Annotated in this window: 15 protein-coding genes; 13 read left to right on the top strand and 2 right to left on the bottom strand. The window is 69.5% G+C overall.

Going from position 1 to position 19,100, the window contains the following annotated elements; genetic code table 11:
- The first annotated feature begins 29 nt into the window (after nt 1-29).
- From ngcE to IF17_RS0129645, 9 genes are all read left to right on the top strand, one after another.
- Nucleotides 30-1,475: an N-acetylglucosamine/diacetylchitobiose ABC transporter substrate-binding protein gene (ngcE, locus tag IF17_RS0129685; RefSeq protein WP_030572407.1), complete on the top strand. Its 1,446-nt coding sequence runs from the start codon at nt 30-32 to the stop codon at nt 1,473-1,475.
- A 49-nt stretch (nt 1,476-1,524) separates the two neighbouring features.
- Nucleotides 1,525-2,445 (top strand): carbohydrate ABC transporter permease, encoded by a 921-nt coding sequence (locus IF17_RS0129680; protein WP_030572405.1) that lies wholly within the window; start codon nt 1,525-1,527, stop codon nt 2,443-2,445.
- Nucleotides 2,445-3,395, top strand: coding sequence for a carbohydrate ABC transporter permease (locus tag IF17_RS0129675; RefSeq protein WP_030572402.1), 951 nt, complete (start codon nt 2,445-2,447; stop codon nt 3,393-3,395). The genes IF17_RS0129680 and IF17_RS0129675 overlap by 1 nt, the downstream gene beginning before the upstream one ends.
- A gap of 236 nt (nt 3,396-3,631) precedes the next feature.
- Complete coding sequence (locus IF17_RS0129670; protein ID WP_018514490.1) at nt 3,632-4,831, top strand: ROK family transcriptional regulator; 1,200 nt, start codon at nt 3,632-3,634, stop codon at nt 4,829-4,831.
- A gap of 120 nt (nt 4,832-4,951) precedes the next feature.
- Complete coding sequence (locus IF17_RS0129665; protein WP_030572399.1) at nt 4,952-6,064, top strand: sugar ABC transporter substrate-binding protein; 1,113 nt, start codon at nt 4,952-4,954, stop codon at nt 6,062-6,064.
- A 280-nt stretch (nt 6,065-6,344) separates the two neighbouring features.
- A complete protein-coding gene (locus IF17_RS0129660; protein ID WP_026241920.1) occupies nt 6,345-7,133 on the top strand; it encodes an ATP-binding cassette domain-containing protein in 789 nt (262 codons plus the stop codon).
- Entirely contained in the window at nt 7,130-8,443 is a 1,314-nt protein-coding gene (locus IF17_RS0129655) for a sugar ABC transporter permease (RefSeq protein ID WP_030572396.1), read from the top strand. The genes IF17_RS0129660 and IF17_RS0129655 overlap by 4 nt, the downstream gene beginning before the upstream one ends.
- 165 nt (nt 8,444-8,608) lie before the next feature.
- A complete protein-coding gene (gene dxs / locus IF17_RS0129650) occupies nt 8,609-10,522 on the top strand; it encodes a 1-deoxy-D-xylulose-5-phosphate synthase (RefSeq protein WP_030572393.1) in 1,914 nt (637 codons plus the stop codon).
- Nucleotides 10,523-10,738: 216 nt separating this feature from the next.
- Nucleotides 10,739-12,205, top strand: a complete 1,467-nt coding sequence (locus IF17_RS0129645) for an amino acid permease (protein WP_030572390.1) — start codon at nt 10,739-10,741, stop codon at nt 12,203-12,205.
- 32 nt (nt 12,206-12,237) lie between these two features.
- Here IF17_RS0129645 and IF17_RS0129640 read toward each other — a convergent pair whose 3' ends face one another.
- Nucleotides 12,238-12,621: a hypothetical protein gene (locus tag IF17_RS0129640; protein WP_030572388.1), complete on the bottom strand. Its 384-nt coding sequence runs from the start codon at nt 12,619-12,621 to the stop codon at nt 12,238-12,240.
- A gap of 39 nt (nt 12,622-12,660) precedes the next feature.
- The gene (locus IF17_RS0129635) at nt 12,661-13,740 is read right to left on the bottom strand and encodes an LCP family protein (protein WP_030572385.1); all 1,080 of its coding nucleotides are present in this window, start codon (nt 13,738-13,740) and stop codon (nt 12,661-12,663) included.
- 178 nt (nt 13,741-13,918) lie between these two features.
- Here IF17_RS0129635 and galE point away from each other — a divergent pair, with 178 nt between their 5' ends.
- The 4 genes from galE (at nt 13,919) to IF17_RS0129615 (ending at nt 19,097) form a co-directional block, all read left to right on the top strand.
- Nucleotides 13,919-14,929: a UDP-glucose 4-epimerase GalE gene (galE, locus tag IF17_RS0129630; protein ID WP_030572381.1), complete on the top strand. Its 1,011-nt coding sequence runs from the start codon at nt 13,919-13,921 to the stop codon at nt 14,927-14,929.
- A 103-nt stretch (nt 14,930-15,032) separates the two neighbouring features.
- The gene (locus IF17_RS0129625) at nt 15,033-16,130 is read left to right on the top strand and encodes a PLL family lectin (protein ID WP_030572378.1); all 1,098 of its coding nucleotides are present in this window, start codon (nt 15,033-15,035) and stop codon (nt 16,128-16,130) included.
- The gene (locus IF17_RS0129620; RefSeq protein ID WP_030572375.1) at nt 16,127-17,653 is read left to right on the top strand and encodes a DUF8189 domain-containing protein; all 1,527 of its coding nucleotides are present in this window, start codon (nt 16,127-16,129) and stop codon (nt 17,651-17,653) included. The genes IF17_RS0129625 and IF17_RS0129620 overlap by 4 nt, the downstream gene beginning before the upstream one ends.
- Before the next feature lie 184 nt (nt 17,654-17,837).
- Complete coding sequence (locus tag IF17_RS0129615) at nt 17,838-19,097, top strand: CDP-alcohol phosphatidyltransferase family protein (protein ID WP_030572372.1); 1,260 nt, start codon at nt 17,838-17,840, stop codon at nt 19,095-19,097.
- The last annotated feature ends 3 nt before the right edge of the window (nt 19,098-19,100 follow it).

Raw genomic sequence — 19,100 nt, 5'->3', positions numbered from 1 at the left:
TGAGTCCTGGAGAAGGCGAGGACTTGAGCATGGGATCCACCTCCGCTCAGAACAATGAGGGCCTTGGCCGTCGCGATCTGATCAAGCGTTCTGCCGCACTCGGCCTGATCGCTGTTCCGACGATGAGCTTCCTGTCCGCCTGCGCGAGCGGCGACAGCGGCACCGACGACAAGGTCGAAAAGGGCGAGAAGACCGACAAGAACCCGCTGGCCGTCAACGGCAGCGCCCCGCTGGAGATCGTCATCTTCGACGGCGGGTTCGGCACCAAGTACGCCGAGGACGCCCGGGACGTCTACAAGAAGACCTACCCCGAGGCGCAGATCAAGTTCTCTGCGACGCAGAAGATCCAGTCGGTCCTCCAGCCGCGCTTCAACGGCGGCACCCCGCCGGACCTGATCGACAACTCCGGCGCCCAGCAGATGGACATGGGCGTCCTGGTCGGCAAGAAGCAGCTCACCGACCTCACCCCGCTGCTGGACGCCCCCTCCATCGACGACCCCGCCAAGACGGTCCGCGACACCCTGCGGCCGGGCATCGTCGAGATGGGCCAGTTCGACGGCGACCCGGTCTGGATCATGTACTACGCGTACACGGTCTACGGCGTCTGGTACTCGCAGACCGCGCTGGACAAGCTCGACGCCACGTACCCGGAGACCTGGGACGACATGCTCGCCCTCTGTGCGAAGGCGAAGAAGAAGGGCATCGCCGGCTGGACCTACCCCGGCAAACACCCTTACTACATCCCGTTCTCGCTCTACCCGTTCATCGGGAAGATCGGCGGCGTCGAGGTCCTGAACGCCATCGACAACCTGGAGCCGAAGGCCTGGGAGCACCCCGCGGTCAAGGCCGCCTTCGAGGCGTACTACGAGCTCTACGCCAAGGGCTACATCCTCAAGGGCACCCCGGGCCTGGACCACCGCGGTTCGCAGGGCGCCTGGGCCCGCGGCAAGGCGCTGTTCATCCCGAACGGCTCCTGGGTCGAGAACGAGGAAGCGGCGATCATCCCCAAGGACTTCAAGCTGTCCGTGGGCGCCCCCTCCTCCCTCGACTCCTCGGACAAGCTGCCCTTCGGCACCATCTGGGCGTCCGGCGGCGAGCCGTTCATCGTCCCGTCCAAGGCGAAGAACCCGGCGGGCGGCATGGAGCAGCTGCGCATCATGCTCAGCGAGGCCTCCTCCAAGTCCTTCACCACCAACACCAAGTCGCTCTCCGCCTTCAACGGCGGCACCGACGGCATCGAGCTCTCCGACGGCCTGAAGTCCGGTGTCGCGGCCCTGGAGAAGGCGGGCACCAATGTGGTCAACCCGCGCCTGCAGGACTGGTACGTGAAGCTCCAGAAGGAGCAGATCGGCGTCGCCGCGCTCGGCGAGATGATGGCCGGCCGCGCCACCCCGGCCGAGACCATCAAGAAGATCCAGGCCTTCGCCGACGCGACCGCCAAGGACCAGTCCATCAAGCACTTCAAGCACGCGTGATCACGCGTCACCAGCGGCGGCAGCTCGGGGAAGGTCGGAGTCGGTAACGATGCAACACGGTAAATACCGGTTCATAGTCGGGTTCTTGGTGGTCCCGATGGCGTTGTACGTCATCTTCGTCATCTGGCCCTTCATCCAGTCCATCTACTACTCGTTCACGGACTGGACGGGGCTGAGTCCCGACTTCAAGATGGTCGGGTTCGACAACTACACCAAGATGCTCGACGACGACATCTTCTGGAAATCGCTGCAGCACAGTGTGCTGCTGGCGGTTCTGCTGCCGCTGGTGACGCTGGGCCTCGCGCTCTTCTTCGCCTTCATGCTCAATGTGGGCGGCCGGCGCCGCAAGGGCGCCGCCATCGCGGGCGTCCGGGGCTCGGGCTTCTACAAGATCGCCTACTTCTTCCCGCAGGTGCTCTCGATCGCGATCGTGGCCATCCTGTTCCAGTTCGCCTTCGACCCGGCCCAGGGCATGATCAACGGCACGCTCAAGGCCGTGGGCTTCGACGACGTCCCCGACTGGCTGGGCGACCCGGAGCTGGCCCTCTGGGTCATCATGGGCGTCCTGGTCTGGTGCACCACCGGCTTCTTCGTGGTGCTCTTCTCCGCGGGCATGGCCTCCATCCCCAAGGACTTCTACGAGGCCGCCCTGCTGGACGGGGCGAGCCGCTTCACGACCTTCTTCCGGATCACGCTGCCCCTGTTGTGGGACACGGTCCAGTCCGGCTGGGTCTACATGGGCATCCTGGCGCTCGGCGCCGAGGGCTTCGCCATCGTCCACATCATGAGCGTCGGCCCCGGCGGGCCCGACTACTCGACCACCGTCCTGCCGCTGTACGTCTACCAGTCGGCGTTCCGTGACGGACAGGCGGGCTACGCGACCACGATCGGTGTCGCCCTGCTCCTCGTGACCCTGGCGTTCGCCGCCATCGTCATGCGGGTGGGCCGGCGCGAGCGGCTGGAGTTCTGATGAAGACCACCGACACCCCTCCCTCCGGCGCCTCCGGGCCCTCCTCCGGCACCGACGCGGCCAAGGTGCCCGCCCAGCGCACCGGTACGGCCCCCACGGGCTCCTCCGCCCCCGCGAAGAAGAGCGAGGGCCAGGTCCTCAACGTCTTCTCGCACGGGATGCTCATCCTGTGGGCGGTCATGGTGGTGCTGCCGCTGTTCTGGGCGGTGATGTCCTCGTTCAAGACCGACTCGGACATCTTCAACACCCCCTGGTCGCTGCCGAGCTCGCTGAACTTCGACGCCTGGGGCCGGGCCTGGAGCCAGGCCCATATGAGCGAGTACTTCCTCAACACCATCCTGGTGGTGGGCGGGTCGCTCGTCGGCACCCTTGTCCTCGGGTCGATGGCCGCCTATGTGCTCGCGCGCTTCGAGTTCCCGGGCAACCGCTTCATTTACTTCTTGTTCGTCGGCGGCATGAGCTTCCCGATCATGCTGGCGCTGGTCCCGCTGTTCTACGTCATGGACAACATGGGGCTGCTGAACACGATCCACGGCCTGATCCTCGTGTACATCGCGTACTCGCTGCCGTTCACCGTGTTCTTCCTGACCTCGTTCTTCCGGACGCTGCCGACCTCGGTCGCGGAGGCGTCGATCATCGACGGGGCCTCGCACACCCGGACGTTCTTCCAGGTGATGCTGCCGATGGCCAAGCCCGGCCTGATCAGCGTCGGCATCTTCAACTTCCTGGGGCAGTGGAACCAGTACATGCTGCCGACGGTGCTCAACACCGACCCGGAGAAGCGGGTGCTCGCCCAGGGCCTGGTGGAGCTGGCCTCCAGCCAGGGGTACAAGGGCGACTACTCCGGCCTCTTCGCCGGCCTGGTGATCGCGATGCTCCCGGTGCTGGCGGCGTACATCATCTTCCAGCGCCAGGTCGTCTCCGGTCTGACGGCGGGCGCGCTCAAGTAGGTCACGCGTACGCGTAAGAAGGTCACATATCCACAACGGCCCGGTGCCCCGGCGGAGAACTTCTCCGCCGGGGCACCGGGCCGTTGTGGGTGCGCCGGTGCTCAGGTCTTGACGGAAGGTACCCCCGAACGGTCAGCTTAGAGTTCACATGTTGGAGGAAGCCGGGGTGTCATCGCTGCTGCCCCGGCCGGGGCGGTCCTCTGGACCGCCCGCCAAGGGCAGGAGTGGATGAGTCGATGGAGACTCCCGGGTCGCAGACATCGCTGCACAGGGCCAATCTGGAGCGGGTCGTACGCGCCGTACGGATGGCGGGGTCGCTCACCCAGGCGGAGATCGCCCGGAGCACCGGGCTCTCCGCAGCCACGGTCTCCAATATCGTCCGGGAGCTGAAGGACGGCGGGACGGTCGAGGTGACGCCCACCTCGGCGGGCGGCCGCAGGGCCCGCAGCGTCTCCCTCAGCGGTGACGCGGGCATCGTCATCGGGGTCGACTTCGGCCACACGCACCTGCGGGTCGCCGTCGGCAACCTGGCCCACCAGGTGCTGGCCGAGGAGTCCGAGCCGCTGGACGTCGACGCGTCCTCCGCCGAGGGCTTCGACCGGGCCGAAGTGCTGGTCAACCGGCTGATAGAGGCGACCGGCATCGGCCCGGACAAGATCATCGGCGTCGGCCTCGGCGTGCCCGGACCCATCGACGTGGAGTCCGGAACGCTGGGCTCCACCTCGATCCTGCCGGGCTGGACGGGCATCAACCCCAGCGAGGAGCTCTCCGGCCGCCTCGGCGTCCCGGTGTACGTCGACAACGACGCCAACCTCGGAGCCCTGGGCGAGCTGGTCTGGGGCAGCGGCAGGGGCGTCAAGGACCTCGCGTACATCAAGGTCGCCAGCGGCGTCGGCGCCGGTCTGGTGATCGACGGGACCATCTACCGGGGCCCCGGCGGCACGGCCGGCGAGATCGGCCACATCACGCTCGACGAGTCCGGCCCGGTCTGCCGCTGCGGCAACCGCGGCTGCCTGGAGACCTTCACCGCCGCGCGGTACGTCCTGCCCCTGCTCCAGCCCAGCCACGGCCCCGGGCTCACCATGGAGCGGGTGGTCCAGCTGGCCCGTGAGGGCGATCCGGGGTGCCGCCGGGTGATCGGTGACGTCGGCCGCCACATAGGCAGCGGTGTCGCCAACCTGTGCAACCTGCTCAACCCCAGCCGGGTCGTGCTCGGCGGCTCGCTGGCGGAGGCCGGGGAGCTCGTCCTGGGGCCGATACGGGACTCCGTGTCGCGTTACGCGATCCCCAGCGCCGCCCGGCAGCTCTCCGTGCTCCCCGGGGCCCTGGGCGGCCGCGCCGAGGTGCTGGGCGCCCTGGCCCTCGTGCTGAGCGAGATGGGGGATTCAACCCTTTTGGAGAGCACCCTCCCCGCAGCGACTCCTGCCTTCACTTAGATAACGAATGGCACCGTTGTCATCTCGTTAAGGATTTACTCCTTGACGCTGGCCCTGCGGCCGAGTTGACTTCCAGCCACCTCGGCCGCAACGTCGCGGCCTCGTCAGGGAGGTTCGAGAATGAACACGCGTATGCGTCGTGCCGCCGTTGCCGTTGCCGCCACCACGATGGCGATCTCGCTGGCCGCTTGCGGGAGCGCCAAGGAGTCCGGCGACAAGGCCGAACAGGGCTCGGAGAAGAAGGGCGACGACCTGAAGATAGGTCTGCTCCTCCCCGAGAACCAGACGGCCCGTTACGAGAAGTTCGACCGCCCGATCATCGAGAAGAAGATCGGCGAGCTCACCGATGGCAAGGCGAAGGTCATCTACGCCAACGCCAAGCAGGATGCGAACACGCAGTCGCAGCAGGTCGACACCATGATCACCAACAAGGTCGACGCCCTCATCGTGGGCTCGGTCGACTCCAAGGCGATCGCCAACAGCGTGAAGAAGGCCAAGGACGCGGGCATCCCCGTCGTCGCCTTCGACCGCCTCGCCGAGGGCCCCATCGACGCCTACACCTCCTTCGACAACGAAGAGGTCGGCCGGGCCCAGGGCAAGGCCCTGCTGGAGGCCCTGGGCGACAAGGCCGACGGCGGCACGATCGTGATGATGAACGGCGCGATCACCGACCCGAACGCCGCGCTCTTCAAGAAGGGCGCCAAGTCCGTCCTCGACGGCAAGGTGAAGTACGGCAAGGAGTACGACACCAAGGAGTGGAAGCCGGAGAACGCCAACGCCAACATGGAAGCGGCGATCACCGCGCTCGGCAAGGACAAGATCGACGGCGTCTACTCCGCCAACGACGGCATGGCGGGCGGCATCATCACCGCCCTCAAGGCCTCCGGTCTCTCCCCGCTCCCCCCGGTCACCGGCCAGGACGCCGAGCTGGCGGGCGTGCAGCGCATCGTCACCGGTGAGCAGTTCATGAGCGTCTACAAGTCCTACCCGGCCGAGGGCATCGTCGCCGCGGAGATGGCCGTCGCGCTCGCCAAGGGCGAGAAGCTCGACTCCATCGCCACCTCGAAGGTCGACAGCGCCACGACCAAGGGCATCCCGACGGTCCTCGTCCCGGTCATCTCGCTGACCAAGGACAACATCAAGGACACCGTCATCAAGGACGGCATCTGGACGCTGGACGAGATCTGCTCGGGCAAGTACAAGGCCTCCTGCGACAAGATCGGCCTGAAGTAGGCCCCCGGGGGCGTCCCGCCGGTCACGGCCGGAGAGGACGCCCCCCCGCCGTACCGCCCGACGCGTCCACGCGAAGGCGCCACGGCACCCCTGCCGCGCACGCGCCGCCGCACAGCCGGCCCGCGCGCGCCACGAAGCCTGTCCGGTGTCCCGCCCACCAACCGTCCCGCTACCGGGCGGGGCGCCGGACGGAACGCTTCCCCCCTTTTTCTTTTCTTCTGCTCGACCGCCGCGCCTTCCCCCGGGCGCGGCATCCCCCGCCGGTCAGGCGGCGAAGGAGATGGTTCACGTGACCGCTACGCCCGTGTTGGCGTTGCGAGGGGTCTCCAAGCGATTCGGTGCCGTCCAGGTACTCACCGATGTAGAGCTTGAGGTCCACGCCGGTGAGGTGGTCGCCCTGGTGGGCGACAACGGCGCCGGTAAATCAACGCTGGTCAAGACGATCGCCGGAGTGCACCCCATCGATGAGGGAGTCATCGAGTGGGAGGGCAGGGCCGTCCAGATCGACAAGCCGCACGACGCCCAGAACCTCGGCGTCGCGACCGTCTATCAGGACCTCGCGCTGTGCGACAACATCGATGTCGTCGGCAACCTCTACCTGGGCCGGGAGCTGCGCAAGTTCGGCATCCTGGACGAGGTGGAGATGGAGCGCCGCTCCCGCGAGCTGCTGTCCACGCTCTCCATCCGCATCCCGAGCGTCCGCATCCCGATCGCCTCGCTCTCCGGCGGCCAGCGCCAGACGGTGGCCATCGCCCGGTCGATGCTCGGTGAGCCCAAGCTCGTCATCCTCGACGAGCCGACCGCCGCCCTCGGCGTCGAGCAGACCGCCCAGGTCCTCGACCTCGTCGAGCGGCTGCGCGAGCGCGGCCACGCGGTCATCCTCATCAGCCACAACATGGCCGATGTGAAGGCCGTCGCCGACAAGGTCGCCGTGCTCCGGCTGGGCCGGAACAACGGGGTCTTCGATGTGAAGACCACCTCGCAGGAAGAGATCATCTCCGCCATCACGGGCGCCACGGACAACGCCGTGACCCGACGTGCGGCGCGCAACGCGGAGGTTTCCAAGTGACCACCGACAAGTCCGCGACCTCGCTGGACAAGACCTCCGCCCCGGCGGACGCGCCGCCGGTCGGCAACCCGGACGCGGCCGAGGGCGCCGCCACGGTCGTCGACCCCCGCCTGCTCATCCGTGAGCAGGGCTTCGGCGGCTACATCACCGAGTTCAAGCGCAAGATCAGCGGTGGCGACCTGGGCTCCATCCCGGTCGTCGTCGGCCTGGCGATCATCGCCATCGTCTTCCAGAGCATGAACTCCGAGTTCCTCTCCGCGAAGAACATCAGCGACATCGCCACCACGATGGTCGCCACCGGCATGATGGCCGTCGGCATCATCTTCGTCCTGCTGCTCGGTGAGATCGACCTCTCGGTCGGCTCCGTCTCCGGTGTCTCCGGCGCCCTGGTCGCGGTGCTCAGCGTCACCCAGGGCATGAACGAGTGGCTGGCGATCCTCGTCGCCATCGTCAGCGGCGCCGTGATGGGCGCGATCCACGGCTTCTTCTTCGCCCGGATCGGCGCACCCGCCTTCGCCGTCACCCTGGCCGGCCTGCTGTTCTGGCTCGGCTTCATGCTCCAGCTGCTCGGCGACTCCGGCACCATCAACCTGGACGGCGACGGGGTGGTCGGCAAGCTGACCACGTACTACTTCTCCGACGTCGCCGCCGCCTACGGGCTCGCCGCGATCGCGGTCATCGGCTACTTCGCCGCCGCCTTCCTGGACACCCGCCGCCGCGAGGCCGCGGGCATCCCGTCCCGGCCGATCGCCGACATCGCGGTGCGTACCGGCGTCCTCGCGGTGTTCGCGTTCGCCGCCGCGTACATGTTCAACCAGTACCGCGGCCTGCCGCTCGCCCTGGTCCTCTTCCTGATCGTCCTGGTCGGCACGGACTTCCTGCTGCGCCGCACGGCCTACGGGCGGAAGATCTTCGCGCTCGGCGGCAGCGTCGAGGCCTCCCGGCGCGCCGGTATCAACGTCACCGCGATCCGGATCTCCGTCTTCTCCATCGCGGGCACCTTCGCGGCGATCGGCGGCCTGTTCTGGGCCTCCAAGATCGCGGCGGCGAACCAGGGCTCCGGCACCGGCGACCTGCTGATGAACGTCATCGCGGCGGCCGTCATCGGCGGCACCAGCCTCTTCGGCGGCCGCGGCCGCACCTGGAACGCGCTGCTCGGTGTCATGGTCATCGTCTCCATCCAGTACGGACTGTCGCTGGAGGGCATCGCCACGCCGATCCAGTACATGGTCACCGGCGCCGTGCTGCTTGCCACGGTCGTCATCGACTCCGTCACCCGTAAGACCCAGAAGACCGCAGGCCGCGCCTGACCCGCGGATCCGCGCAGGTGCCCGGCGCCCCACAGGGGTGCCGGGCACCTGCGCGTCCCGGGCCGGCCGCGCTCGAACACAGGCTCCCGCTGCCCAGGCCCGGCAGTGGAACATTAGACTCATCGGATCGGCACGCTCGATCAGCTCAAACGCAAGGAGGCACGGGTGGATCTGCTGACCCGCATCAAGGGACCGCGCGACCTGGACCGGCTCAGCCTCGGTGAGCTGGAGGAGCTCGCGGAGGAGATCCGCACCTTCCTCGTGGACGCGGTGTCCAAGACCGGCGGACACCTCGGCCCCAACCTGGGCGTCGTCGAGCTCACCATCGCCCTGCACCGGGTATTCGAGTCGCCCCAGGACAAGGTGCTGTGGGACACCGGCCACCAGGCCTACGTCCACAAGCTGCTCACCGGCCGCCAGGACTTCTCCCGCCTCAAGATGAAGGGCGGCCTCTCCGGCTACCCCTCGCAGGCCGAGTCCGAGCACGACATCATCGAGAACAGCCACGCTTCCGGGGTCCTCGGCTGGGCCGACGGCCTGGCCAAGGCGAACGAGGTCCTGAAGAAGGACGACCACGTCGTCGCGGTCATCGGTGACGGCGCGCTCACCGGCGGTATGGCCTGGGAGGCGCTGAACAACATCGCCGCCGCCAAGGACCGCCCGCTGGTCATCGTCGTCAACGACAACGAGCGCTCGTACGCTCCGACGATCGGCGGCCTGGCCAACCACCTCGCCACGCTCCGTACCACCGACGGTTACGAACGGTTCCTGGCCCGCGGCAAGGACATCCTGGAGCGCACGCCCGTCGTCGGCCGCCCGCTCTACGAGACCCTGCACGGCGCGAAGAAGGGCCTGAAGGACTTCATCGCCCCGCAGGGCATGTTCGAGGACCTCGGCCTGAAGTACGTCGGCCCCATCGACGGCCACGACATCGAGGCCCTGGAATCCGCGCTCCAGCGCGCCAAGCGCTTCGGCGGCCCGGTCATCGTGCACTGCCTCACCCAGAAGGGCCGCGGCTACACCCCGGCCCTGGAGGACGAGGCGGACCGCTTCCACGCGGTGGGCAAGATCCACCCGGACACCGGCCTGCCCATCTCCACCTCCGGCCTCGACTGGACCTCCGTCTTCGGCGAGGAGATGGTCAAGCTCGGCCACGAGCGCGAGGACATCGTCGCGATCACCGCAGCCATGCTCCAGCCGGTCGGCCTCGGCAAGTTCGAGAAGGCCTTCCCGGACCGGATCTACGACGTCGGCATCGCCGAGCAGCACGGCGCGGTCTCCGCGGCCGGTCTCGCCACCGGCGGCCTCCACCCGGTCTTCGCGGTCTACGCCACCTTCCTCAACCGCGCCTTCGACCAGGTCCTCATGGACGTCGCCCTGCACAAGTGCGGCGTCACCTTCGTCCTGGACCGGGCCGGCATCACCGGCACGGACGGCGCCTCGCACAACGGCATGTGGGACATGTCGATCCTCCAGTGCGTGCCCACCCTCCGCATCGCCGCCCCGCGCGACGCCGACCAGGTCCGCGCCCAGCTGCGCGAGGCCGTCGCCGTCGACGACGCGCCCACCGTGGTCCGCTTCTCCAAGGGCGCGGTCGGCCCGGCGGTCAAGGCCGTCGGCCGGGCCGGCGGCATGGACATCCTGCGCGAGCCGAAGACGGCCCGCCCCGACGTCCTGGTCGTCTCGGTCGGCGCGCTCGCCCCGATGTGCCTGGAGATCGCCGACCTGCTGGACGCCCAGGGCATCTCCTCCACCGTCGTCGACCCGCGCTGGGTCAAACCGGTCGACGAGGCCCTCGCCCCGCTCGCCGAACGCCACCGCGTCGTCGTCACCGTCGAGGACAACAGCCGCGCCGGAGGGGTCGGCTCCGCCGTCGCCCAGGCCCTGCGCGACGCCGGCGTCGACGTACCGCTGCGCGACTTCGGCATCCCGCCGGTCTTCCTCGACCACGCCTCCCGCAGCGAGGTCATGGCCGAGATCGGACTGACCGCCCCGGACATCGCCCGCCAGGTCACCGGTCTGGTCGCCAAGCTGGACGGCCGCTTCGAGAGCCGTGCCGTGGAGCCCGCCCGCGACTAGGGCGTGTCCGGCGGATCAGGACCGGGTCCGCGTACCTCTCCGTACGGCCGATGGGCCGGGAGAACCGCCCCTGTACGGGTGGTTCTCCCGGCCCGTTCGCATGAAACGGGCCAGATGGCGCGATCATGCGGCCCCCGGTCCCCATCATGGCGTTCACAACGAGTGCGTGGAGGTACGCAGGTGAGCGCGCAGGTCACACCACCCCGCGGAAACGGCATGTTCCGCACCAAGTCCGTCGAACAGTCGATCCGTGACACCGAGGAGCCGGAACACGCGCTCAAGAAGTCCCTCTCCGCCCTGGACCTGACGGTCTTCGGCGTCGGTGTCATCATCGGCACCGGCATCTTCGTCCTCACCGGCCAGGTCGCCAAGGAGACGGCGGGCCCGGCCACCGCCATCGCGTTCGCCGTGGCGGGCGTCGTCTGCGCGCTGGCCGCGCTCTGCTACGCCGAGTTCGCCTCCACCGTCCCGGTGGCCGGCTCCGCGTACACCTTCGCGTACGCCGCGCTGGGCGAACTGGTGGCCTGGATCATCGGCTGGGACCTGGTGCTGGAGTTCGCTCTGGGCACCGCGGTGGTCGCGGTCGGCTGGTCCGGCTACGTCCGCTCGCTGATGGACAACGTCGACTGGACGATGCCCGAAGTGCTCTCGGGACCGGATGTGGCGGAAGGATTCGGCTTCGACATCCTGGCCTTTGCCCTGGTGCTGGTACTGACCGCCATCCTGGTCGTCGGCATGAAGCTGTCCGCCCGGGTCACCTCGGTCGTGGTGGCCATCAAGGTCGCCGTGGTCCTCATGGTGATCATCGCGGGGCTGTTCTTCATCAAGGCCGAGAACTACAAGCCCTTCATCCCGCCGGCCGAGAAGCAGGAGACGGGCGGCGGCTGGGACGCCCCGCTGGTTCAGCTGATGTTCGGCTACGAACCCACCAACTTCGGCATCATGGGCATCTTCACCGCCGCCTCCATCGTCTTCTTCGCCTTCATCGGCTTCGACGTGGTGGCCACCGCCGCCGAGGAGACCAAGCTGCCCCAGCGCGACATGCCGCGCGGCATCCTCGGCTCGCTCATCATCTGCACGGTGCTCTACGTGGCGGTCTCGCTCGTGGTCACCGGTATGCAGCACTACAGCGAACTCTCCGTCAGCGCCCCGCTGGCCGACGCCTTCAAGGCCACCGGGCACCCCTTCTACGCCGGGCTGATCAGCTTCGGCGCGGCGGTCGGCCTCACCACGGTCTGCATGATCCTGCTGCTCGGCCAGACCCGGGTCTTCTTCGCGATGAGCCGCGACGGGCTGCTCCCGCGCTTCTTCTCCAAGACGCACCCGCGCTTCCGCACGCCCTACCGCCCGACGATCCTGCTCGGCGTGCTGATCGCGATCATCGCCGGGTTCACGAGCATCGAGGAGCTGGCCACCCTGGTGAACATCGGCACGCTCTTCGCGTTCGTCGTCGTCGCCCTCGGCGTCCTGGTCCTGCGCCGCACCCAGCCCGACCTGCCCCGCGCGTTCCGCACCCCTTGGGTGCCGCTGCTCCCGATCGTCTCGGTGGCCGCGTCGGTGTGGCTGATGCTCAACCTGCCCGTGGAGACCTGGGTCCGGTTCGGCGCCTGGATGGTGCTCGGCGTGGTCATCTACTTCGTGTACGGGCGTTCCCACAGCCTGCTGGGGAAGAGGGGCCGCTAGCGTGTGTCCGGCTGATCAGGGCCGGACACGCCCTAAGGCCGTACGGTACGGGGCCCCACGCACCGGGCCCCGTACGCCTCGACCCGCTGCCGCAGCCCTCGGTCGGCGGTGACGACGACGCACTCCCGGTCCGGGCCGGCGGCGGCCGCCAACCCGGCGATCAGGTCGTCACCGCTGCCGGGGGCCGATTCGACCCGGACCCCGGCCACGGACGCGACGCCCCGGGCGGCTCCCTCGACCACGAGCACGATCTCGGCCGGGCCGGGCAGCCCCGGCAGCCCGGCCGCCGCGTACGGGACCAGGGAGTCCCGCAGCCGCTCCGCCGCCCCCCGCCGGTCGCGCCACCAGCCGTCGGGCACGGACCCGACCACGTTGGCTCCGTCCACGATCACCAGTACCGCCGCGTCCTCGCTCATCCCGGCAGGGTGCCACGGGGAGCAGGTCGCGATGGACCGTCAGCCGCCGGTGGCGGGGGACTTCTTCGCTTCCTCGGGGATCTGGGTGTCCTCGCGGATCGCCTTCCACAGCTGACCGGCCTGCGGCTCGGCCGCCACGACCCGGGCCCGGTCGATCTTGTCGTACGCCACCGGCAGCATGATCGTCTCCATCGAGGCCGGGTCGACGCCGTTCATCGAGCGGGCGAACTCCGCCAGCGAGGTGAGCGAGGCGAGCCCCGAGTCGGTGGTGAGCGACTTGGTGGCCGAGTTGGCGATTTGGTACGAGCCGGCCGGACTGCCCAGCAGGTCCTGCGACTTGACCTCGCTCAGCAGGGCGATCAGGAACTGCTGCTGGAGCCCGATGCGGCCGAGGTCACTGCCGTCGCCGATGCCGTGCCGGGTCCGGACGTACGCGAGGGACTCGGTGCCGTCCAGCTTCTGCGGGCCCGCGGTGAGGTCCAGCCCGCTCGCCTTGTCCTTGATGTCCTGCGGTACGTCGACGGTGACGCCGCCGATGGCGTCGACCAGGTCCTTGAACCCGGCGAAGTTGATCTCCAGGTAGTGGTCGATGCGGACGCCGGACATCTTCTCCACCGTCTTCACCACACAGGCCGGACCGACCAGGGAGTAGACGGCGTTGAACATCTCGCGTTCCTTGGCCGGCACCGTCGTTCCGTCGTCCTTGACGCACTCGGGCCGGGTCACCAGAGTGTCGCGCGGTATGGAGACGGCGACGGCCTTCGCCCGGCCCTCGGGTATGTGGACGACCAGCGCGGTGTCGGAGCGGGCGCCGCTCACACTCCCACCGCCGCCCAGCTCCTTGTTCTCCGCCCCGGCCCGCGAGTCCGAGCCCAGGACCAGCAGGTTCTGCCCGCTGGTGGGGAGTTTCTCCGGACGGTCCTCGCCGAGCGCCTTGTTGATGTCGACGCCCTTGATGTTGCCGTCGAGCTGACTGAAGAGCCAGTAGACGGTGCCGCCACCGGCGAGCAGCAGGACGAGCAGGACACCGAGGGTGAACTTCAGGCCGCGGCGGCGCTTGAGCGGTTTCGCCGCGCGTCGGGAGGCGCGGGGGCCGGGTGTCGTCTCGTCATGGCTCATCGTGCTCGAGTCCTCAAATCTCTTCGCCCAGGGAGCAGGGGAGTACGGGGGACTCGGGTGGGGGGTGTGACCGGTCCGTGAATGTTCGACAGACCGAGCACTATAGAACAGATGAGCCCTGGCGCGGATGGGCCGACGTGGATAAGGGGCCGTGGGCGCGTCGAACTATTATTCGCTCATGACTTGGTTGATAACGGGCGGTGCAGGCTACATCGGGGCCCATGTCGTGCGCGCCATGACGGCGGCCGGTGAGCCCGTCGCCGTCTACGACGACCTCTCCACCGGAGACCGTGCGCGCGTTCCCGACGGGGTGCCCTTCGTGCACGGGTCGACGCTCGACGCCTCCTGCCTGCGGCGTGCGATGAGCGATCTGTCGGTGCGCGGAGTCGTGCACCTCGCGGCGAAGAAGCAGGTCGCGGAGTCCATGGAGCGGCCCCTCCATTACTACCGGGAGAACGTCCAGGGGCTCGGGACGCTGCTGGAGGCGGCGGCGGACAGCGGGGTGCGCGCGTTCCTGTTCTCCTCGTCGGCCGCCGTGTACGGGATGCCGGACGTGAAGCGGGTCACGGAGGACACGCCGTGCGCCCCGGTCAACCCGTACGGCGAGACCAAGCTGGCCGGTGAGTGGATGGTGCGGGCGGCGGGGCGGGCCCACGGCATGGCGACCGCCTCGATGCGCTACTTCAACGTGGCGGGCGCGGCGGCCCCCCACCTCGTCGACCCCGGCGTCTTCAACCTCGTGCCCATGGTCTTCGAGAAGCTCACCGAGGGCGCGGCGCCGGTGGTCTTCGGCGACGACTACGACACCGCGGACGGCACCTGCGAGCGCGACTTCATCCACGTCGAGGACATCGCCTCGGCCCATCTGGCGGCGGCGAAGGCTCTCCTCGGCCGCGCTCCCGGAACGGATCTGACGGTCAACATCGGCCGTGGGGAAGGCGTTTCGGTACGCGAGATGATCGACCTGATCGGCGAGGTGACCGGGTACGGCCCCGCCGCCGAGCCGGTCTCCGCCCCCCGCAGGCCCGGCGACCCGGCCCGGGTCGTCGCCTCGGCCGACCGCATCGCGCGGGAGCTGGGCTGGTCGGCCCGCCACGACGTCCGCGCGATGGTGGCTTCGGCCTGGGAAGGCTGGTGCGGGCTCCACCCGGCCGCGCGCCGGCCGTCCGCCGAGTCCCCCTCCGCCTGACCGGCTCTGCCCTGCCCCACGCTGACCGACCCTGCCCTGCCCCCACGACCGACCTGTCCCCTCGCCCGGCGAGGGCCACCAGCCCCGGAGGGTGACCACCAGCATGCCAAGCGCCTCCCCGCGCCTCGCCGGACCTCGGAACGGTTCCGCCGCGGCCGCCTCCCCCCGCCCCCTGGGCGGCCCGTGGCTGGTGACCGGATACGACGGCAGGCTGACGGTCTACGTCCATGCCGAGGACACGATCCTGCGGTGGACGCAGACCACGGCGGGCGGCTCCCGGTGGCACGGGCCGGAATCCCTCCCCGCCAAGGGGATCACCCACCTCGGCGTGGTGCACGGACAGGACCGCTACGTGCACTTCCTGGGGCTCCGGACCCGGCCGAGGGCCGACGGCCTGTCCCACGTCGACGTCATGTACGCCACCCAGTACCAGACGGGCCGGCCCATGACCCCGTGGCACTCGCTCGGGAACCCCTTCAAGGAGATCGAGAAGGCCGTGGAGGTGGGTGCGCCGACGGGGGCCGTCCGGTCCGACGGTGCTCTCTACGTCTGTGTCCCGACCGGTCCCGGCGGTGTGGCGTTGCGCCGTGAGAACCGGAAGGGGGCCTGGGTCCCCTGGTCCGTGCTCGACGCGGCCGGGGCGACGGACGGCCCGGTCCCGGCGGCGACCTCGGACGCCCTGGTCCAGGTTCTCGTCCCCACCCGGGTGTCGGCCCTGCACCTGCGCCAGATGACGCCCGGGAGGCCCATGGAGCGGGGGGACGAGGCACAGGTGGTACCGGTGCCGGGTTCGGTGGCCCCGCTGGAGACCGCGGCCGGCCGGATCACGTACTACCTGACCGACGCGGCCGGCGGGGGTGTGGTCGCCCTGCGTCCCGGTTCGTGGCCCGTGCCGCTGGGCGGGGCCCCGGCGGACGGCCGTATCGCCGCTCTCCGGACCGAACTGGACGGCATCGACTGCACGGTGCTGGCCGTCCGGGGCATCGCCGGGACCGTCACCCTCGGGGTGTGCGCGACCGAGGGCGAGCAGTCCGGTGTGTGGTGGACCGACACCGCGATGCGCTGCCAGGGGGATCCGTCGCTCGCTCGGGACGGCCACGGGCGCGTGGTGGTGGCGGCCCTGGACACCGAGGGGCGGCCGGCGGTCGCCCGCCAGGAGGACGGCCAGGGCCTGACCCTCAGTGACTGGCGGCGGATATGAGTACCGCCGCTCTCCCGACGGTGACGGTCGTCGTCGCGAAGCACCGGGACGCGGTGCCGCTCGTCGCCGGGCAGCGCGCTGTCGCCATCGGCGTGATCTGCTCCGAGGAGGACGGCAAGGAGGGCCGGACCGCCCTGGACCGGGCACTCGCCGAAGCCGAGGGGCGCGGCTGCCGGGTGGCCCACGCCCCGCGCACGCTCGGCGGGCAGCAGGGGCGTGGCCGGGAGAGCCTGCTCAAGGAGTTCCGCGAGGTCCGCCCGCAGCGGCTGCTCGTACAGGACCCCGACCCGGTCCGGTCGGCGTACGACGAGGGCACCGGCGTGCCCGCGTACGACGTACCGCCCGGCCACGCCGCCACGGCCCTCGACGCGCTCGCGGCCGCCCGTGACCACCAACTCGCCACGGGGGAGCCGGTCTTCGTCGAGTGCCGCAGGGCGGGTGCGGACGAGCGGGGCGACATCACCGCTCCGCTGCGCTACCCGCCGACGGTGAACTGGCTGGCCGAGGGCTTCGACGGAAGGCTGACCGCCTTCCTGCCCTCGGCGGGCGGAGTGCTGCGCTGGACCCAGGCCGAACCGGGCGGCCGCGTCTGGCGGGGGCCCGAGACCCTCGCCGGACCCCGGCTGATGCCCGCCCTGACCGTCTGCCGTGACCCGCAGGGATTCGTACACCTCTTCGCGCTCCGCAGGACGCCGCGTAAGGACGGCGGCGAGGACGTGTCCGTCGTGCGGGCCGCGCAGTACCGCACCGGCGGTCCCCTCACCCCGTGGCACTCCCTCGGCAGCCCCAACCCCGGGGACCGGCACAAGAGCCGCGAGGGCGGGTTTCCGGCGGCGGCCTTCGACGCGTCCGGCGCGCTCCTCGTCTTCGCCCGGAACTTCGGACACAGCGTCAGCTACCGCATGCAGGGGGCGGACGGGAGCTGGACGCCGTGGCAGCACCTGAGCGGGGTCCGGATCGCGGACGAGATCGTGACCGTCGTCACCGCCCGGGGGGACGTCGAGGTCTTCGCCCGCGCCCGGGACTCCGCCACCGTGGTGCGGTGGTTCCGGCCCGGGGCCGGCGCGCCCTGGACCGAGGACCGGAGCATCACCGTCTCCCCGGCGCCGGGATCGCTGGCGGCCGGCCCCGAGCCCGGCACGCTCCTCTTCCGGGACCTGCGCACCAACGAGCCCTGCGTCTGGCAGCCGGACACCGCGTCCGTGCTCCCGCTCGGCGGCGCGGACGGCGGGGGACCGGTCACCGGGGTGCCGGGCGTCGAGTCGGAGGGCTGGACCTTCTCCGCTCTCGTACGCTCCGGGCCCGACGGCGCGTGTGTGGTGGGCGCCCATGCCCAGGGTCGGCCCGACGCGGGGGTCTGGTGGAACGACCTCGGCGCCCCCTCAGCCCTGATGCCCGCGATGGTCCGCGACCGCACCGGGGGAGTGACGTTGGCAACCGTCGGCGCGGGGGCCCGGCTGTCGGTGGCGAACCGTCTGTCACCGACCGGGGCCTTCCACTTCGGCGAGTGGAACGCAGTGTGACGACGGCTCATCATTCTTGATCGCTCGGAGACCTTCTTGACAACAAACCTGACGGTTCGCTGTTCAGGTTTTGATAAAGTCCAAGTATCTCTCATGTGAAGAACCCGCGGGGGTTACGTGAACATGGAGGCTCCCTGTGCGTGGCCCGGGGGGTGTTCGCTGTCGTTCTCGTGACTGAGGGGTCATGGCCAAACTCTCCCTGCGTGCTGTCCAGAAGCTCACCTGCAAGAAACGTGATGCCTGGTGGACGGTGGCCCTGGTCGACCCGGTCGCGACCCGCATGCTCATCGTCATGGCGCGGTTCGACTTCATCACCCCCAACCGGGTCACCTGGGCGGCGCTCTTCATCGGCCTCGGCTCGGCCGGGTTCTTCCTCAAGGGGGACACGCAGTCCCTCGTCATCGGGGCGGCGCTCTACCACCTGAGCTTCATCCTCGACTGCATCGACGGAAAGCTCGCCCGGCTCAAGGGCAACGGCACGGTCTTCGGCGGCTGGCTCGACTACGTCTTCGACCGTATCCGGGTGCTGTTCTGCGCCCTGGCCCTGATGGGCGGCCAGTACCTCAGCACCGAGGACGAAAGGTTTCTCCTCGCCGCCCTGGTGGTGGTCTTCCTCGACATGCTCCGCTATGTCGACGCCCTCCAGATCTACAAGATGCGCATGTCGATGCGGGCGAAGATCGAGAAGGTCACCAAGGAGCAGCGGGAGGCGGAGCTCGCCGCCGAGGCCTCCCGGGCCGACGAGGAGGCGCCGAAGGTCCAGTTCATGGAGGACCTCCTGCGCGACAACCCCGAGGCCGAGGCCGAGCTGCTCAAGCAGGCAGGCGCCGGTCAGGTCGTCGACCTGCACGCCCAGTTCCGCCACCGGTTCCCCTGGTACCGCAGGGTGCGCCAGGCCCTGCTGCGCAGCCGGATCAGGCCGCACCTCATCAGCGGCATCGAGTTCCAGATGTTCATCTTCATCGTGGGGCCGCTGATCGGCCACATCCTGATGACGGTCCTGGTCTCGGCCGTGCTGATGGGCATCTTCGAGCTCATCATCATGTACAAGTTCTGGCTCTCCACCCGCGACTTCACCGAGGTCATGGCCGAGCTGAACGCGAACGCCCCGAGCACGTCCGGGACCATATCCCCCCACCTCCACCGCGGCCGGCACCGCCGCGGAGTGCCGGAACAGATCCTGGCCGACGCCGAGCTGCTGAACCCGCAGCCGGAGGACGACCCGGGCTTCCAGCCGTACCCCCAGCCCTACGCGGACCAGCCCTACACGGACCCCTACGAGCCGCCGGTCCGCGACGCGTGGCCGCCGCCGTACGCGCAGGACTTCCCGCAGGCCTACGAGCGGCCCTCGGACCACGGGGCCGCCACCCGGACACAGATCCGGCCCCTGTACACAGCCCCCCACACCCACCAGCCGCAGCAGCACGGTCACCCGGGCGAGTGAGGG

The organism is Streptomyces cyaneofuscatus (genome assembly GCF_000718135.1).
GTDB classification, from domain to species: Bacteria; Actinomycetota; Actinomycetes; order Streptomycetales; family Streptomycetaceae; genus Streptomyces; species Streptomyces cyaneofuscatus.
Note: the sequence above shows the minus strand (reverse complement) of the source record. Positions and strands in the feature narration are given on the sequence as shown.

Coding starts and splice junctions, on each gene's coding strand:
- ngcE (WP_030572407.1), top strand. CDS start 30: ATGGGATCCACCTCCGCTCAGAACAATGAGGGCCTTGGCCGTCGCGAT.
- IF17_RS0129680 (WP_030572405.1), top strand. CDS start 1,525: ATGCAACACGGTAAATACCGGTTCATAGTCGGGTTCTTGGTGGTCCCG.
- IF17_RS0129675 (WP_030572402.1), top strand. CDS start 2,445: ATGAAGACCACCGACACCCCTCCCTCCGGCGCCTCCGGGCCCTCCTCC.
- IF17_RS0129670 (WP_018514490.1), top strand. CDS start 3,632: ATGGAGACTCCCGGGTCGCAGACATCGCTGCACAGGGCCAATCTGGAG.
- IF17_RS0129665 (WP_030572399.1), top strand. CDS start 4,952: ATGAACACGCGTATGCGTCGTGCCGCCGTTGCCGTTGCCGCCACCACG.
- IF17_RS0129660 (WP_026241920.1), top strand. CDS start 6,345: ATGGTTCACGTGACCGCTACGCCCGTGTTGGCGTTGCGAGGGGTCTCC.
- IF17_RS0129645 (WP_030572390.1), top strand. CDS start 10,739: ATGTTCCGCACCAAGTCCGTCGAACAGTCGATCCGTGACACCGAGGAG.
- IF17_RS0129640 (WP_030572388.1), bottom strand. CDS start 12,621: ATGAGCGAGGACGCGGCGGTACTGGTGATCGTGGACGGAGCCAACGTG.
- IF17_RS0129635 (WP_030572385.1), bottom strand. CDS start 13,740: ATGAGCCATGACGAGACGACACCCGGCCCCCGCGCCTCCCGACGCGCG.
- galE (WP_030572381.1), top strand. CDS start 13,919: ATGACTTGGTTGATAACGGGCGGTGCAGGCTACATCGGGGCCCATGTC.
- IF17_RS0129625 (WP_030572378.1), top strand. CDS start 15,033: ATGCCAAGCGCCTCCCCGCGCCTCGCCGGACCTCGGAACGGTTCCGCC.
- IF17_RS0129620 (WP_030572375.1), top strand. CDS start 16,127: ATGAGTACCGCCGCTCTCCCGACGGTGACGGTCGTCGTCGCGAAGCAC.
- IF17_RS0129615 (WP_030572372.1), top strand. CDS start 17,838: ATGGCCAAACTCTCCCTGCGTGCTGTCCAGAAGCTCACCTGCAAGAAA.